2 protein-coding genes are annotated in these 18,204 nt (G+C 56.1%); both read right to left on the reverse strand.

The features are described from left to right. Positions 1-65 precede the first annotated feature (65 nt). Entirely contained in the window at positions 66-296 is a 231-nt protein-coding gene (locus ABEA92_RS06830; RefSeq protein ID WP_345683057.1) for a hypothetical protein, read from the reverse strand. Further along, the gene (locus ABEA92_RS06835; protein ID WP_345683058.1) at positions 293-17,788 is read right to left on the reverse strand and encodes a tandem-95 repeat protein; all 17,496 of its coding nucleotides are present in this window, start codon (positions 17,786-17,788) and stop codon (positions 293-295) included. The genes ABEA92_RS06830 and ABEA92_RS06835 overlap by 4 nt, the downstream gene beginning before the upstream one ends. Positions 17,789-18,204 lie beyond the last annotated feature (416 nt).

Here is an 18,204-nt window from a genome sequence, read left to right on the forward strand (position 1 = left end):
CTAGCCGGGGTCAATGTCAATCGCGGGTCAAGTCTCGACGGCTAAACGGAATCACGACGTGTTTACTAAGGCTCAACCGCAGCGACCGCAGGGCGGTCAAAGCGGAATGGGGATGATCGCAAGGCTAATTCCATGGGCGACCCCGAGATCGCATTTGCGTTCTCGATGATGCCATGAGTGAATTTGCCCTGATTGAATTTGCCGGCTGCTACCACCGTTCTAACCGAATCGTGGGGCAATGGCGATGAAACTCGGCTGGCGAATTCGCCAGCCTGGGATTTTGGAGTACGACTCACCGCAAATCTCCATCGATAAAGGAGTCTTCTAGCAGCGATGCGATCGCCAAATCGACACTCGAAGAATCCGAAGTCGCGGCGTCCGAATCAACGTCTCCGAATTGATCGACGACGTTTTCAACTACCGAGCGGCCAATTTCGAATCCGGCTTGCAAAATCGCATCGCGTGGATCGACCATCGATGTCGCCGATTCCCCCTCGGCCGCGACCGCAACCGCGTTGCGAACCGGCAGGTTGGCCGCCGATGGCGAAGCGTAGGATACCGAGGCGGCAAGGTTGGCGTCGGTCGTCACGGCGTCGGTTTGCACGGCAAATTCGCCTTCGGCAACCGCTTCACCTTGGCCGATCGGCTGACCGCCTCGCAATTCCAACGCGTTGATCACCAACAGTGCGTCAAACGCCGAGACGAAACCGTCACCGCTGACGTCGACATAGTCCGGCGGCGGGGTGCCGATCGCCTCGACTGGCAAGGACGACGCAGAACCGGTCAATCGCTGGTTCAACAGGTTGATGATTCGCAACGCATCCAGCGCCGAGATGGCCCCGTCGGCATTCACGTCCGTCACCAACGAAGCAATCGGGTTTTGGTAACGCGATTTGTTCAACGTGAAGGTGACGGTTGCGGTGTTGCTAACCAACCCAGTCGAATCGACCACGTTGTACGAGAACGTGATCGTATCACCGACATTGCCTGTGCTCGCCTTGAAGGTAAACGTTCCATCGGCGTTCAGGTTGAAATCAGCACTCGTCGGCGTTACCGAATTGAGATCGATCGACAACGTATCGCCGTCCGCATCAACATCATTACCCAGCAAACCTTCCGCAGGGTTAAGCACCTGCAACTGAGTTCCAACCGGAACGTTGTAGCCATCGTTGCGGGCGACCGGAGCGTCCGGGGTCGCGGTGACGGTCAAGGTGAACGCGTCACTGATCCGGAAACTGCCATCGGTCGCGGCAACTTCAAGCTCCACGCTGCCCGATTGGTTCGGTTTCAATTGGATTTGCATTTCGCCGTTGACGAAACTGACCGATTGGACCAACGGGTGCTGTGCAATTTGTGCCGTGGTTGGGTTTGTGATGTTTCCAATCCGAGCAACCGAATAGTTCAGCGGCTCGCCATCGGGATCAGCAAACACCGTCGACAAATTCGCGGTCACCAATTGGTCTTCGACACCGCTTAGCGGATTGAACGTACCCACCAAAGTCGGCGGATCCGGCGTATCGTTGACCGTCACCGGAATTTGGGTGACGACGGTCGCACCACTGGTGTCGACCGCGGTAATGCTGAGCGTCGCATTGCCAAACGCATAGGGCGGCAGATCCAAGATCAACGTATCCGCCAAGACGCGTGCGGCGACGATCGACGAATTGGATGACGTCACGGTATAGCTGATCTCGTCGTTTTCGGGATCGCTAAACCAGGTCGACAAATCGAACTGCACCGTTCTCGCGTCGTCTTTGCTCTCGTCAAACGTCAACGAGGTCTCATTGGCATTTCCATTGATGCCGATGAACTGAGGTGCATCGTTTTGACCGCCGACGTTGATGATCACCAGTGCCGAAGACGACGCTCCTTCACTATCGACAACGGAATAGTTGAACTGGTCAACACCGCTGAATTGGCTTGGCGGCGTGTAACGAAGATTTCCATTTTCGAGCACCACATTGCCGCCTCGGAAAGTCCGCTGCGGGAAGTTGGACGTCACCAAGCTGATCGTTTGACTTTGCGGCGGATTGACTTCGTCAGCCGGCCCCGCAGCGTCATTATCCAAAATGCCTCGGTTGTCGGTCGTTCGCAGTGGAATGATCAATGCTTGATCTTCCTGTGCGGTGTAGGTGTCGTTGACCAATCGAGGTGCATCGTTCACCGAGTTGAAGTTGATCGTGACCACCCCAGGAACCGCAGCGTTTTCGGGCGTCTGTCCCGTACCGGGAACATCCGCGACCACGTACGTGAACGTATCGGCTTGGGATCCGTTGTAATCAACCGGCGGTGTGTAGATCAAACTTTGTTGGTCGCTGGAGATCGCAATGATCCCGCCGAGCGACGACAAGAATGGGCCACGCACACTACCAACCGATTGGAAGATCAATGGCTGGTTCGCTTCGTTCGCCGGGCCGGGGCTGTAGAACGGATCGATCAATTGGGCCTTGGTAAACGTTGTCACCGTGTCCTCGTCGATCCGCACCGACGTGCCTGGGTTGGGGGCAATCAGCACCGGTGGATTGTTCACTGGCGTGACATTGATCGTCACCAAAATCGGCCGTGCACTGAGCAATTCACTTGCCGGATTCAGTGGTTTCACGTCGGTCACCCGAGCGCTAAACGTGACCTGCCCGTTGAAATCTTGTGCCGGCACAAACGTGAACGTTCCATCGCTACGCAGATCCAATTCCCCCGCTTCGACACCGCTGACGAACAGCGTTTCTTGGCGTACGTCCGGAGCATAGATGGCCACGTCATCGTTGTCCGCGTCGACGACGCCTACCAAGATGCCGTCATCACCCGAGTTGGACGGGGTCAACGATCCGGTGCTATCGAGAACTTGAAGCGGACGATTTTCTTCGACCGTGTAAGTGCGATTGGCTTGTTGGTTGCCAACGGCCGGAGCCGATCCAGGCAACAAACGCAATCGATAATCTTCGACTTCACCGCTCAGTGCCAAACCGGTCGGTTGCAACCCACCGTTACGCGACACGCGGAACCGAGCATAGGTGTCCGTTGCCGTGACCGGATTAGGTGCATTAGACGGGAATGGAACGTAGAACGTTTGTTCTTCGCCATTGAGGATCGCGCCAGTAATGATTTGGTCGCCCACGTCGGTGAAATCGCCATCGGCGGCGAAATCGATCCAGGCATCCAACACTCCGGTTCCCGTGACCTTGATCGGCATGAAGATCGCAACGTTGCCGTTGTCGTCAAGGATCAGATCACCATTTGCGTCAACGCGAGTCACACCGACACTGCGATTGAGAATTCCGTTGGGATTCAGATCGCTGACAAAATCGACACCATCTTCGTCATTCCCATCAACCGTGACGACCGCTCCTTCGCTAGACACGGCGGCCGGACGCAGCGGACTTTCTTCGATGGCAGCCACGATCGCTGCGGCAATCGCCTCGGGCGTATTCGTCGTCGCACGAATCGCGAAATGGTCCTCGTTAAAGCGACCGTTGATATCGAATTCAAGCGTGACAATGTCCACGCCGGTGTCGATCGTGATGGTATCGCCATCACGTGTCGATGCATCGACGCTGGCGTTTACCGTGACTTCGACACGGCCATCGACGATGTTCACAGCAAACAAGCTGCCGGTGGTCGAAGCCGAAATCGTATCGTTGTCACCACGGGCGGCAGCGCCGGGCATTCCATTGACATCGACGTCGACCTTGGTTCCAAGCATGATCTCGTCGCCCACGACGTGGCGAGGACCATCGTTGGCAAGCGTCGTGGGATAACGTCCCGCAATGCCGCTGACCGGATCCGGAGCGTCACCGAAATCGAGTCCCACGGTGGGCATCAAAATGGTGAACTGAGTGCTTTGATCGTCACGGTTCGGTTCCAGCGGATTGCCGACTTGATCCTTGATGCCAGGCAAGAAGAAGGTTGAAATCGGTCCTTGGAAGATTTGTCCGTTTTCGACAAAGAAGGTTCCTCCGCCGCGGTCTTCGGCCACCAGGTTCGTCAACGCCGGTTGTCCCGGTTGATTCACACCGTTGATCGATTGCAACAACGCCGTCTTAATCTGTTCAGCGGTGAAGTTGGGCTCGATCGGAATCGCAATCGCTCCGCCCGGCACCCCGATCACATTCAACGTCGGTGCTTGCGAAGCATCGACGACGGTTCCCGGCAAATCGTCAAGCGATACTGTTCCGGTCGGTTCGCCTTGCAAGTCCAAATCGGCAGTCGCCGAGACTCGCAGCGAACCGCGGTTGTTATTGATCGCCGCAGCCAAGGAAACCGCAATGTCCCCAATCGTGCTGGTCGGTTGGAATGGAATCGCGACGTTTCCAGGAACAACGCCCCCCCCATTGTTGACCGATTCAAATTCGAACGACACGGACACGGTGCCTTGTCGCAGCGTAAGCACTTCGCCGTCGCTGACGATGCCGCGACGAATCGCGATCTGCGAAACCCCAGGCGATCCCGAGCCAGGAATGGTTGGATCAGCAGGAATCCCATCGAGATCGACTCGATCCGCAGCGATACGTCCTAGCGAGATGCGGCCGTTCAACAGGTTCTGTGCCGTGATACCGGCGGTCGAACCATTGATCGCCGTCACCAACGTATCGGCCAAGATGTCGACCGTATCAAAGGTGTTGAACGTGACTGGAATCGCGTTGGCAACGCTTTGCTGAGTGTTGATCAGGTTGAACTCAAAGACCACATCGTTGCCGAGGTTGTCTCGCAAGATCAGCACGCTGCCGTCTTGGAAACCACCACCGCCGACAAGCGGCAGATTCAACAACAGCGGTCCAAACACCTCGATCGTCGACGCACCGGTAACATCCGGGCTGCCCACGACTTCAAGCGAGGTGCCGGTCACACCGACGCCGAGACCTTGCTCGCCGCCGATCGAAACTTGGCTGCCGTCGATCACGGTCACTTGATCGGTGTCGAGCCCAACAATGCGGTCAACCCCGTTGACCTTGGTCGACTGGATCGCGGCGACAATCTTTTCAGCCAACTCACTCGCCGTTGTCAAACGGGTGATGTTTACTGGGATATTTGGCACCGTCACGCCATCGTCAATCGTGGTGCCGAGTACCGCGCTGGGCTCGTCGGTACGATTGATCTCGATGCTGATCGGGTCAGCACCATTGTTGGGCGAGAACGTGATCAAGTCGCCATCGGTTGGCGTGCGACTGAGTCCCACTAGCGTCAATTGACCAAAGGGAACATTCGCCGAACCGTCCACCGGCAGGTTCAAGTAGACCGAGTCCGCATCGACGCGAGCGTTTAATCGCAAGGACGAAGCCAAAATCGCTTGCTGGATCGCCACGGCCACTTGGTTCGCCGTCAAATCGCTGGCAATCGCGACCGCCGTGTTCGCTGGGTCGACAAGGCCACCGCTGATTTCGAACTCAAACGTGATCGCCTGCGTGCCGTCATTGACCACAAAGGTGTCACCATCGACGACACCGCCGAATGCGGAACCAACCTCAGGGACACGCAACGCAAGCGTTCGTGCATCTTGCAGCAACCCACTTCCGCTAGTGGTCGCGGTGGTGCCGGGTTCGGCTCCAATCACGACGCGGAACGGATCGCCGTTGGGATCGCTAAGTGAATCCACCTTGGTTTCGACATTCAAACGACCGGCGGCCACTTCGGCATCGATCGCGGCTTGAATGTTCAGCGCGATTCCGTTTAGGAACGTACGCAGTGCGGCCGGATCGGTTGGTGGTCGTTCCGATGGCAATGGAACCACAACGCTGCTTGGCAACTGAGCTCCATCGCTATCAAGTTCAAAGACGACGACCGGATTGACACCGTCATCGATCTGGAAGATATCCCCATCGCTGAGCCCACCAAAATTGGTGCCCACTTGAGGCACGATCAGCGAGATCGTTTCAGGCAACTGCAGCTGATAACCCGTTTCGAATTCGAAAACGATGTCACCACCGTTAGCGTCGGTGATGGTGATCTGATCACCGTCGGCGAGACTTCGTCCCTCCGGCGCCGACAACACAGTACGGTCGCGATTATTCAGTGCAATGCGGTACGAACGATCGTCCTGCCAAATTCCTGCCAATGGCGTCAACGTGATCAGGTTCTTCGTCACGTCATAGCTGAAGATGTAATCGATGCCTTCTTCGAGCAAACGATCATCTTCGAATAGCGTCACATTCGCACCGCTGGGGCGAAGCCCTTCGATCTCGGGCACCACGACGGTGTTGTCATCGATTCCGATACCAGGAAACGGATCCGAAGCATCGCCGTTGTCACGCAATTGGATTCGGAATTCTTTGTAAGTGCCCCCGGTCAAATTGATGAAGCTAACCGCGGGATCCGAATCAATGCCTTCGGCATCGTTATCGCGTGGGATCTCGGCAATCGCGACGGGGCCCACAAAGTCGGCAAGTTCGTTGGAGCCACGATCACGGAAGATCGATTCGCCAACGGTACCCGGCGGCTGGAAGAACGGGTTGTCCGCTCGCAAGATTCCGTTGACATCACGAATCGGTGCCAGCACGTTGCTCTCGGGGATGCCCACCGAGGCTTTGAGTGCTTTGAACGTATCCCGATCGGTCAACGAATTGACCGACGAATCGACCAGCAGCGAGTCTCCGATCGGCAGGAAGTTATTTCCGGCCGCGTATTCGAGCGATGGATCAAAATTACCCAGCGTCACGTTAAAGTCGTCCGTGCCACCATTTAGGTTGCTCGGCTCGTTGTTGCCCGTCGTGATTCCAGTCGAATTCGCGATAAACGACATCTGACTGTTGAATGCCGTTTGGTTCGGTTGATCGAATTGGAACACCGAACCGACCACGACCGTGTCCTGAGTCATCGGTTTAGGATGCGAATTGATGTTTTGTCCAAACCCAAGCGCGTTGGTTTCCTCGATCACGACGCTTTCGTGCAGATTGACGAACACGTTGTTCAAAATCGCAGGACTTGAACCGCCCGCGATCATCACCCCGGTTTCGTTTAGCACTTGATCGGTATCCCGTCCGGCTACCGGATCAAGCGTCAAGCCGGCGTTTTGTGCCTCGGCACTGAGTTCGATCTTGGCAACATTGTTGATGGCCACGTACAACTCGGTCGTCCCGTTCCCAGGTGTCGACAAACGGTTGTGACCATAGCCCGATTGGAAATCGGTCGTGTTACCGGCCAACGCATGAAGCATGCGATTTCCAGGCAATTGATTGCGTTCGGGCAATTCATCCAGATCGTTACTGTTCCAAAGCGAGGATCCCTTTTCGTTCAATACCGGGGCCAATCCCGAACTGGATCCGAGCGTGTCGAGCAATAGCGGCCCAGGATAACGCAGCGTCAAGTTCTCGATGCCACCGTTGTCGCCGTCGCTGCCGCCCAGCGCCAATGCCGAAGCGTGCTGGATCGGACCGCTAATTCCGCCTGGACCATTGCCTTGGGTGTGGTTGACCAACAACGGATGGTTGTTAATCGCCGTGCGGATCGCCGTGATGATATCGGGCATATGATCGCCGTCCGCCACCACAACATTGCCGACGCCGCCAGTATTAGAGAAGGTGAACGTGACTTGATTGGTCGCAGCATTGGGCACGTCCGGAATTTGGGTCACGGTGAACGTGGTTCCAACCAAATCAGCACCTCGGACCCCGCCACCATCGTTGATGGCACCATTGTTGATGCTCATCACGAACCCACGCGCCGTGTAGTTCTCGATCGAGATCGTGTAGTCGCCGGTGCCACCGGTCCCCAGTTGTCGGCCGGACAAATCAGCAGGATCAAACGACTCGTTGCCCTTGCTGCTGACCGCGATGTAGTACGTTCCGGTCGACAAGGCGGTGAAGTCAACAAACGGGTCGCGGTTGTTGACCACATCGTTGGTCGGATTGGCCACCGTTGAACCAGGATTCAAATAGCTCGGTGCCGTGGCGTTATCCATCACGGTCAAACCATTCGCCAAGGTCTGAGCGACTCCGCCCGCGTCAAAGATTTGCAACACGGTATCAAGCGCATTGCTGGTATCGATATCGACAATCAAACGATCGCCGACTTCCATTTCGACTCGGTAGAAATCGACATCGCCGGCCGCACCAATCGGCCCACTGTTGTCGCCGATCGTTCCGGTGTCGACATAGGCGCCGACATGGCTGCGACCGATCTTGGTATCAATCGCGGTGGCGATCGTGTCATCGCCTTCGCGATCAGCCGATTCAGGGAACAAGCCTTCGGTACCGTCGGCACCGTAGATCGTGTTATTGACGATCCGTGAAAACGGCTGCAGCGGTTCCGCCACAGGCGCCAACGTCGTGGTGATATTTGCAACACGTGGCGTTTCCGCGACTCGTGTCGAGATATAGATATTGCTGACGCCGGTTAGATAGACCGCAGCCGTGGTGAAGTCCATCGGCACACGAGCGTTCGCGTTGGCAAATTCGTCATCGGTCAACAAGGATGGACCGACATACGGTGTGACCAATTCCGCAGCATCGTTGGTGACCAAGATGCTGCCTTGAATCGACTGCATGATCGCCATCGCCATTTCGATGGACGTGTAGGCATTGGCACCGGCCCGACCGTTGTAGGTCAAGTTCGATGCGTGCGTTCGACGATAATAAATCGGCACGTGTCCATCGGCCACGCCGTCACCACCTTGGACGCCCGAACCGCTGGCAGTCGTCGGGGTACCACCGATGTCTTCGAATTCGAACACGACACGCGTTCCACCCGAGTCAATCGCCATGGTCACGCCATCGGCAACGTCATCACCGTCGCCAATTTCAATCATCCAAGGACGCGTTTCCCCTTCGACTTTGATCCCGGTGTAACCGGCTTGGTCGATCGTGTTGTTGCGAACGACAACGCCCGGCATCAAACCACCAATCACTTCGTCATTGAGCGTCGGTAGATTTCGTGCAACTCCGGGCTGCGGATTGCCAACCGGTGGCTGCTGCATGAACGGATGCGGCTGGGTGATCGTCGACGGGTTGAACGGATTGAAGTTTCCAAAACGTGGATCCTGACGAACATCTTCTGGATCGGTATCACGCAATCCAGGCTCGCTCCAAATTCCGATCGCATGGACGTCGCTGATCTTGTTGTTCTGAATCACCAGTTGAGATTGACGTCGTTCGTAATTGAAGTCGCCGAGACCTTGGTTGAAAATCACCGGCAATTCCAAATTGCCATTGGCATCCAAGTCCAAACGGGTTCCCGCAGGTGGTACTTGGTTGACGTTGGCGACGCCGACGAACGAACCCCCGCGAGCGCCGACCAATGCCAAACGGCCATCGGTCATCCCGTTAGTGTCTTGTCCGGCAGCCGAAGAAGCCTCGACACTGATCCGCGTCTGCGTGCGAATGGCGGTGCGAATCGACTGGGCAACGTCGCTCGGGTCATCGCTGGCCGAGAACAGCACCGGGGTGTTGCCAAAGCGGACGGTTCCCGCGGTCGTCGTGAATTCAAACGTCTGGCTGACACTGCCATCGCTGATGATGAAGGTGTCCCCATCGACGATCTGGTCGCCCGCCGGAGCGACGATCGTGATCGTTTCGCTGTGACGATCGTTGGTATCGAAATCAAGATTCAGCACGGTGCCCGCCGCGGTCGGCGTGGCGTACTGAGTTCCCGGACGCATCTCTAATTGGTATTCGCCCGATTCACCCGAACCGAATCCTGTAAATCGATCTTCGCCGCTGCGAGCGTTGAAGATAGTTTCACCACGCTCGGCAAAGCCGACGATAAAATCGTCCAAGAACAAACCTTCGCCAGTGCCAATCACCGTGCCGCCGCCGTTTGGCGTGTAAGTGAATTCGAACTGGATGTCCGTGTGGCCTGCGAACTGTTCAAGCGAAAGCCGATTTTGATACCACTCGGCGTCCGAATTCGGAGTCGCATTCGTGGTCACCCCCACCGGATTTTCAGCACTGAAAATTCGTAGCGAAACGGAGTCGCCCGAGGAAGGATCAAATTTGTAGTTGTAGTAGAACGTCGGCAAGTCCGCAGCAACGTAACCCGCCAAACTAAACGGTTCACTGGTGATCGTGCCCGGAGTTGAGTTCGTCAAACGGTCGTAATGCAGCGCCGTATTGACGCCGGTTCCGAGCGGCAACACATGGTCTTCGATCGAAACGTGCAGCGTATAGGTTTGTGCGTTATTGCTAATCGCGTCGTTCGTGAGCGTCGTTCCACCATTCTGGTTAAACGCGAACGTCGTGTTCGACGGCAATACGCCAATGAAGTAAGTGCCCGCGTTGAGCGTCATGTCAATGAACGGGTCCAAACTGGCGCCACCATTGTCGCCCGGCGCACTTCCTAATCGACCATCGTCGGCGCTGGACGTGGTGATACGGCCTGTCCCAGGAACGAACTGCAACTGGCCTGGGTTGGCCGGATCGAGTCGCAAAAGGACAAAGTCGGTATCCACGCTGGTGGGATCAAAATTGTACGTTGGCGTCAGCGGATCCGTGTCGTTGACTCCTTGGAACGGATTGTAGCCGTTGTCCAAATCGATGATCACGCGATGACCATCGTCATTGAGCGTGAATTGGTAGAAATCCGCCAAATCGGATTGCAGATTCCCGGCGATCGAAACGTGAGGAATGTACACCGAAGTGTTTTCCGAGACGCCGCCCGAGAATTGGCTACCGATAAAGCGTCCGCCAATTTCCGAGTCATCGATCAACGAGAAATCAAGTGCGTCGAGATTCGCTGCGTTGCCCCCGCCGACATTGTTGGGCGCATCGCCACCGGCAACCGTAAATTCTGGAATCCGCGGAGCTCCCGTCGACGTGACGCCGTTGGAACCATCAAAGTGGGTTGGTTTACCATGCCCGGGGTTGGTTTCGATCTCTTCGACAAAACCACCGGCGGCGATCGTTGCATCCGAGAACAGTTTGATCAGATCGGCCTGGGTCGCGGTGCTTGGCGTCGCGGGATTGATACGATCTTCGACAATTCGATGCACCGAGTTAATCGGTTCGCGACGCACCAAGTCGTTGTTGGTCAATTCAAACGGCACCGTTCCATCGGCGGTGACCGCGACGTAATACGTTCCCTCGGGCAACGAAACCGGACCGATAAAGGCATCTCCGTTTCCGATCGAACCACGCAGCAGTTTTTCGAGCGACGAGTTCTCGCCGTTAGGACTTGTCAAATCGTCCAGAATATTGGCGTCTTCACCGAACAGCACCAAACGTGGCAATTGAATGCCTTGTTCGCCATCGGGATCGTAAAAGACGCTGACGGTTGTGTTGGGACGATTGAATCCATCGGCATAGTCGATATCAAACACAGTCGAACGCAGCAACGATCCGTCACCCACGCTGTAGTCGACGTCGAATTGGTAGAAGTCGACATCAAAAGTGCTGCTTAGCGAACCCGCGACACTGATCACGCCGTTCTTGTTGCCGACCAAGTTGCCGATGTTCTGTGGACGTTGTCCGAGCGGCGTGTTGTCGCTGAACAAACCTGGCGAAGTGTCGATACGGTCGTTGCTGGCGTTGAAGAAACCGAGACCTTCGTTTTCGCCCGCTTCACCGACCAACGGTGACGAACTCGGTAATCCGCGCGTATGAATGCCGTGATTGGCATAGCGAATATCGGTATAGCGAATCACGCTGCCCGGGAACTCTTGTTCCTCGGTCAAACGCACTTGGAAACGATAGCCACCGTAGGTCAAACCCCCTTGAAGGTCGTCAGGATTGACCGACGCACTGCGAACGCGGAAGAAGAACACGCTTCGCGCCGAAGGATTGGCCGAATTGCCAGGCAACGTAAAGTGGATGCCGGCGTCACGTGGGTTGGTCGAACCAAAGTCCTCATACAATCCACCCGCACCACGCTCGGTGTACTCTTCGGCCGCCGCTTGCAGCGACGTGGTACTGCTGAGCAAACTCGGATCCAATACGACCACCGACGCATCGCCCGAGGTTTCCTCGAACGAGTTATCGCTACGCGCCAAGACTTGACCATTTTCGTCAAGCAATTCGATGACCGAATCGAGCGTGTAAGTGGTGCGATCAATGTCGACCCAGATCTCGGTTCCCGGCGTTCCGGTGAAGGTATAGGTATCGACATCGGTTTCGCTGCTGAGATAACCTTCGACCTCGAATCCGTGTCGTAGGTTTTCGTCACCCGAGAACAGATTCGGAGCCAGTTCGCCGAGCAGCTGAGCGTTTTCAATCGCTCCGTTGAGCCCCGGCGCCACTTCGGTCGGCAATTCAAACTCGGTGATCACGTCAACGTTGCGGTCGTTGCTGTATTGATCCAAGAAAACGCTTCGCCAATCGTTGGACTCAGGGCGTGATTGGATGCCATCGCCGTTGGTATCGGTGAACTGTGACCCATCCGGCTTCAATCCAGCACCGACGGTATCGTCTTGAAGGCTAGTCAAAACGACGGGTCGACCAGGTTGGCCGATGATGTGAATCGCACCGCCAATGCGGTCTTGGATGTCACCGATCGAACCGGTTGCGGTGATGCCGGTCCCCAGCGTTGCACTGTTGGCAGTGCCCGCCCCGGTCAATTTCACAACCAAGCTTTCATCCACTCGGCTCAACAATCGCAAACCGCCGGAGCTGTGGAAATTTTCAACCGTCAATCCGTCGAACAACATATGCACGATGTCGGTGTCGTCCCACACGCTTTCGGTGGTCAGCGTACCGCCACGAATTTCCAATCCTGACAATTGGCGTAGTGTCGAATTGCCTTCGGTAACCGTGTCTTCGTAACGGTTAAATCGAATCATCGGACCGTAGTTGTCGTCCAACTCGCTGAGCCGATCGCTGTTTCCGGTTTGTCGGCCGGCATCGATCAAACGTTCGCCGGTCATCGATTCGCTGTCGATGTCAATGATCGAACCGCGGTTATCGGTGAACGTCGTGCCCACGATGATCGGTTGAGAACCACGCACAAAGATGGTCGACGGCGTATTGATCAAACGACCAAATCGGCCCGCCGGCCCCGCACCGTCCTGCCCATCTTCGTTAAATTCGAATCGGGAATTGGTGATCCGTCCATCGGCCTGTTGCAATTCCAACGCGTTGAAGCCGCGTGCCTGCCCACCTTCGAGCAAACTGATGCCGCCCGCGTACGCCACGGTAGCGTGATCAAAGCTGACATTCGACGTTGGTCCTGCGTAGATCCCCGACCAATCGCCGTAATTCGGCGACGTTCCACCGCCGTTGCCTTGTCCATCGTTGTTGGTATCAAACGTTCCGCCAGCACCAAAACGATCGTCAAACACGCTGGTAAAGACAACGGGATTGCTCTCGGTACCTTCGGCCAACAATTGGGTTCCGTAGCCCAGTTCGAATCGTGCGCCGCGAATCTTCACGACCGTGCCTGGATCGATCACCAACGATGCATCGAGCCGCCCACGAATGCCTTGCAAACTAAGGTCCAGCACTCCGTCGGTTGACGAGCCATTGTCAATGTAGGAAATCGACGACGCATCTAAATCCGCCACCAACTTGTAGACCGGAGTTCCACCCACGTTGACAGCGCGGTACAGACGACGTGAAACATATCCCGACCCGGTTTGAACCTGCGGCAACCCGGTCAATTCAATCGAGGTGTTGGAACTGCTGACGGTGAACGAGAACTGATCCGTGCTGGCGAGCGATTCGAATCCATCGCTATCGACGAACGTCATCTTGTACAAATACGTTCCGGGTGTGAACGTTCCACCGCGTAGTGCTTGCGCGGAAATCAACGAAGTTGACGGAGCGAAACCATCTTCGATCGAACCACCGGGATTGGCGGCCACGACGATGTTTTCGGCAACGAAGTGAACCACGCTGGTATCATCAAAACGCCCAGCCACGGTCAAAGCCCGTGGCGGATCGATCGATGTCGTGCCAACACGAACGAACAATCCATTGATACTGTTTTCAAACAGTTGGTTGTTGTGAATATCGGGACCGACACGGTCATAGTCGGCGGTGTAGGCGCCGGCTTGTTGGAAACGAGGCGATTGGTAACTGGTTTCCTCGAAACTATCGGGCGACGCACTGATCGCCGCGTCCGCACTGCTGGTGATCTCACTGAACGAGATCGTTGGCCGCAGATTGACGATCTGGATCGGATTGACCAATTGCTGAACCGAATCGATCAACACGTTGCTGCTGCCGCCGTAGCGGATCTCAGCATGATTGACTTGGTTCAGGAAGATGCCTTGATCTTCGAGATTTTGACGCCCTTCGGCTTGGTCAATGTCTCGGCGGAAGATCAAACCACCCCAGTTCCCAGGCGATACTGCGGGGCTGTTACCGACCGCCGACGCGTCGACGTTGCGATCGCGGAAACTCGTAAAGATGACGCTACCGTCATCGTAGCCTGGGCGATCGGCGTCATCGTTGCCCAACAACGTCGTGGTGCTCGGATCGCTCAGATCAACCAAACGAGGCGTCCCCAAGACTTGCAGGACACCATTGCTGCGATCGACTTGAACCGTGCTACTGCCCACGCCGATCCATGATCCACGCACCTTGAACACGGCTCCCGCGTCGATCATGGTCGTGACCTCTTTGGGCACTTCCATCACGCGGCCGTCTTCGAGGAATCCACCTCCGACGTCCGGAATACCGATCTTGTAGCTAAAGTTGTCGGCTTCGGTCGCCATATTCTTATCAACACCACCGTTACCAACGATCCGCACGATGTCATTGGGCAACGCAGCATCGAAGGCGTTCGCCACGTTGGAGTTGCTGATGTTATTAAACGGATGATCCAAGCTACCGTCGGCGTTTGGTCCTGCCGTCTTGTCGACAAAGATATTGCGGCCGGATGCTTCCAACGCCCGCGTATTGGTCGACAGTTCGATTTCGCGTTCGCCCATCAAAATGACGCTGTTGCCGCTGATCGTCGCGGTCACACCGGTTTCGTTTTGGCGGCTGTTGATCGCCGTTTGCAGCGTCGTCGCTAACGTGCCCGATGGGGTCGGGAAATTGGGGCTGCCGGGACTGTACAGCACAGCCACGTTTCCTGGTTTCGCAGTGCTACCGATCGGCACAAATTCAAACGTACGAACCACTCCGGCCGCACCGGTGACCTTGATCGTTTGACCGATGGTGATTGCGTCACCGTTGTCGGTAAAGGTTAGGGTTCGATTCAGCGGACGCGTTTGGAACCAGAAGTTATGAGCGCCGCCGGGTTGTCCATCGCCGTCGCCATCAAGGATCGTGCCAGGCACCCCGACACGGTCGCTGTCCAAATCGCGAATCACGTCGGTTTCATCGACCTGCGGCTCGAATTTCACATGCAATTCGTACTTGCCTTGGGTCAATCCGCCGTACCCGCTGCCCGCGATCGTCGGGTCGTAGTTGTCGTTTCCACTCGCTGCGACACCGACGTAGTAGGTGCCTTCGCCAAGCGACGCGGTCAAACGAGAATCTTCGCTAAAGTAGTCGTCGTTTCGGCCCAATTGCACGATCCCGCCACCGCTCAACAAGATCGGCGAGAAATTCAGTGCACTGCCGCTGACATCGGTTGTTGCCGCTCCGGCCACTCGCGTAGCTCGCACGATCGAACTGGCGAAGGGGCTGGCATTCACAGCATCAACGATCGATTGCACCGGCACGCTGGAAACATTGGCGCCACGGCGTGGCAGATCCACCAAAATCGCATTGGCAATCGGTTGGCCGGTCGAATCGGTCGGCTGAGTGACGCGAACGACGGTATCGCCGGCGGCACGATCAGTTTGAATGAAGTCAATTCGCAGATTGTTGCCCAAACGGCCTTCGAGCAACGAATCAAATCGAACTTGCAAATCACCACCCACACCAAAATCCGTCATGGCCGATGCCTTGACTTCTTGGTACAGCGTCAGCGTGGTATCCAACAAACTTGAATCCGGCAAACGCTCGGCGAAGGTCTCGACTGTCAATTGGCCGAGGCGGTCCACGTCATCCAAGTCGACTTGGAATCGATACAGGTCGACATCGATGCTGTCGGGACGATGTACGTATTGGCCATGCAGCACGTCGAAGTTGCCCGGGAACACCGGTTCTTCATCCGGGCGTGAATTGATCGAGTTGTTCAAATAGGTGCTGTTCAGACTCATCAACGTTTGTGATGGCAAGTCCGGCGTCTGTTCGAGCCCCAAGATCAAACCAATCCCGGCGGTCGCTTTGCGAAGGAAGTCTTCGCCGTAGGCGGTGTTGAACGTCACCTGGTTGCTAAACACCAAGGCGGATTCGGTAAAGGTAGGATCGATGCGAACCCGCGCATTGAGCACGCTTTGCGACACGACCGAGGTATCAGGCAACGCACCGGCCTGCAAATTCGAAACGTCGCCCAACGCAAACGTGATCCCACTGTCGGCAGTTTCGCGGAACTGTACCCCGATCTCGCTCGCCCACAACCCAAGCGCTTCGCGGATGCGAGTCTTTTGCCGCTCGGTGATTTGGTTTTGGAACGGGACGCCCGTCGGGCTGGTGTCAAAGATCGGGCTAAAGTTGTACGCGATTTCGGTGATCCCGTTCTGAGTATCGGGACCGAAGTTATCGTTGATGTGTTGCAGCAGCGCACCAGCGACCTCGTCCAACTCGCGATGGCCTGGATCATCATTGCCGCCTGGCAGTTCGATCAAGAACGGTTGCGCATCGATCGATTCTTCGAAAATCAAGCTGGTCAATTGCTCGTCACGACCAAACACACCGATGTCAAGCGAGGTACCGAGCGTGTCGCCAACAGCGCTCAGCACGAGTGCAGGAGCCCCGATCAGACTGCGTGGCACCAAAGTGCTGCCGCCTTGATTCGCGTTGCCATTGAGCGTCCATTTGACTTCGATCAGCGAGTTGACTGTTGGCTCGCTTAATACCACGGTTCGCAGATCCGTCAACGTTGGCGAGTCGCCGCCGAAATTGAACACGACCGTACCGTCGGTTTCCGCGCGGACCGATAGCCCGGCGGCTCCGACATCTTCGAATCGCACGTTGCGACCTGAGGCCGCTTCACCGATCGACTTGGATACAAAGCTGACGCGAAGCCCCTGAACGCCAAAATCTCTGACCGCGACTGGAGCCACTGCCACGTCGGTCGGCTGGATGATCAAATCCACTCGATTGTCGACCGCCGAACCGATTCGCAAACGGAACGTGCCGCCGCCGAGCGGTACTCCGGGAAGATCGTTGATATCGCCGCTAAAGAACAAGCGGGCGGTATGCGTCGTTGCGTCGTATTCGACCGAATCGGGGTGGAACAACAAATCGTCGGTCGTTCGCGCTGTTTCATCGGTTAGCAACAGCTGATAGAAGCGAGGGTTCTCGGCCGATCGCTCTGTTGGATTTCCATTGTCGTCGTTTTCAACAAACAACGGATCTTCATTGAAGTAAACGACGATCTCGTTGCGGTTCTGTTGCAGCGAACCGTCCGCGAGCCGAACAACCGGCTGCGGCACCACGGCCTCGATCAAAGCACCGAGACGCAAGCTGAAATTGATGACTTCGGATCGCTGACCCGCGGTACGAGGCACGAGAAATTCGTTCTCGATGTTGCGTAGCCCGCTGATCCCCAACCCAGGATCGTCATACCCAAAGACCTCGACGCGATAGTCATCATCCGGCAGCGATTCGGCAAAGCGGACGACGACTTCGTTTTCGTTGGGATCGCCCAGCGTGACCAAACCCGGCGTGATCTGTAGATCGTCCGCCGTTTGGAAGATGCCGTCTTCGCCAGGACGGGTGATCCGGATGCCATCGAGCGTATTGGCGTCGATCTGTTGATCTTGGTCGAATCGGAACGTCAAAACGCTCGGGGCGCTGTCACGAACCGAACCATCGACGATCAAATCACCATCGTTGGGCTGAATGCCGATCAACTGTGGCCCAGCCAACAATTGACGTGATTCGAGCGTCTCCAGAATGTGCTGACGACGAGCCTTCTTTCGCGAATTCTTATGCGAAGACTTCGACTTCTTAGCAGATCGCTGAAGTTCTGATTTCGAAACGGACAAAGACGATGACGATAAATGTCGCTTACGCGAGGTCATAGACCGAACCTTCCGGGCGAACCCCAAAGCCAATTCCGTTGTGCTTTAGGGAGATGGAGGATGATGTAAGTTGAGTCTGGCCCCGACGAAACATAGGTCGTTCGACGAGGCAAATGGTTAAAAAACGATTAGTGGAACCCCGCAACCCGGCCTGCCGCGCACCGCTGCGCGCAGCCGAGTCTCGAAACCCTTTGGCCGAGTATAGTTGCGCGATATTTGCCTTCAAATAAATGCTTGGAGGCATATTGCTGGTCACTTTCCTA

Origin of the sequence: Novipirellula caenicola, from assembly GCF_039545035.1 — a bacterium.
Taxonomy (GTDB): Bacteria; Planctomycetota; Planctomycetia; order Pirellulales; family Pirellulaceae; genus Novipirellula; species Novipirellula caenicola.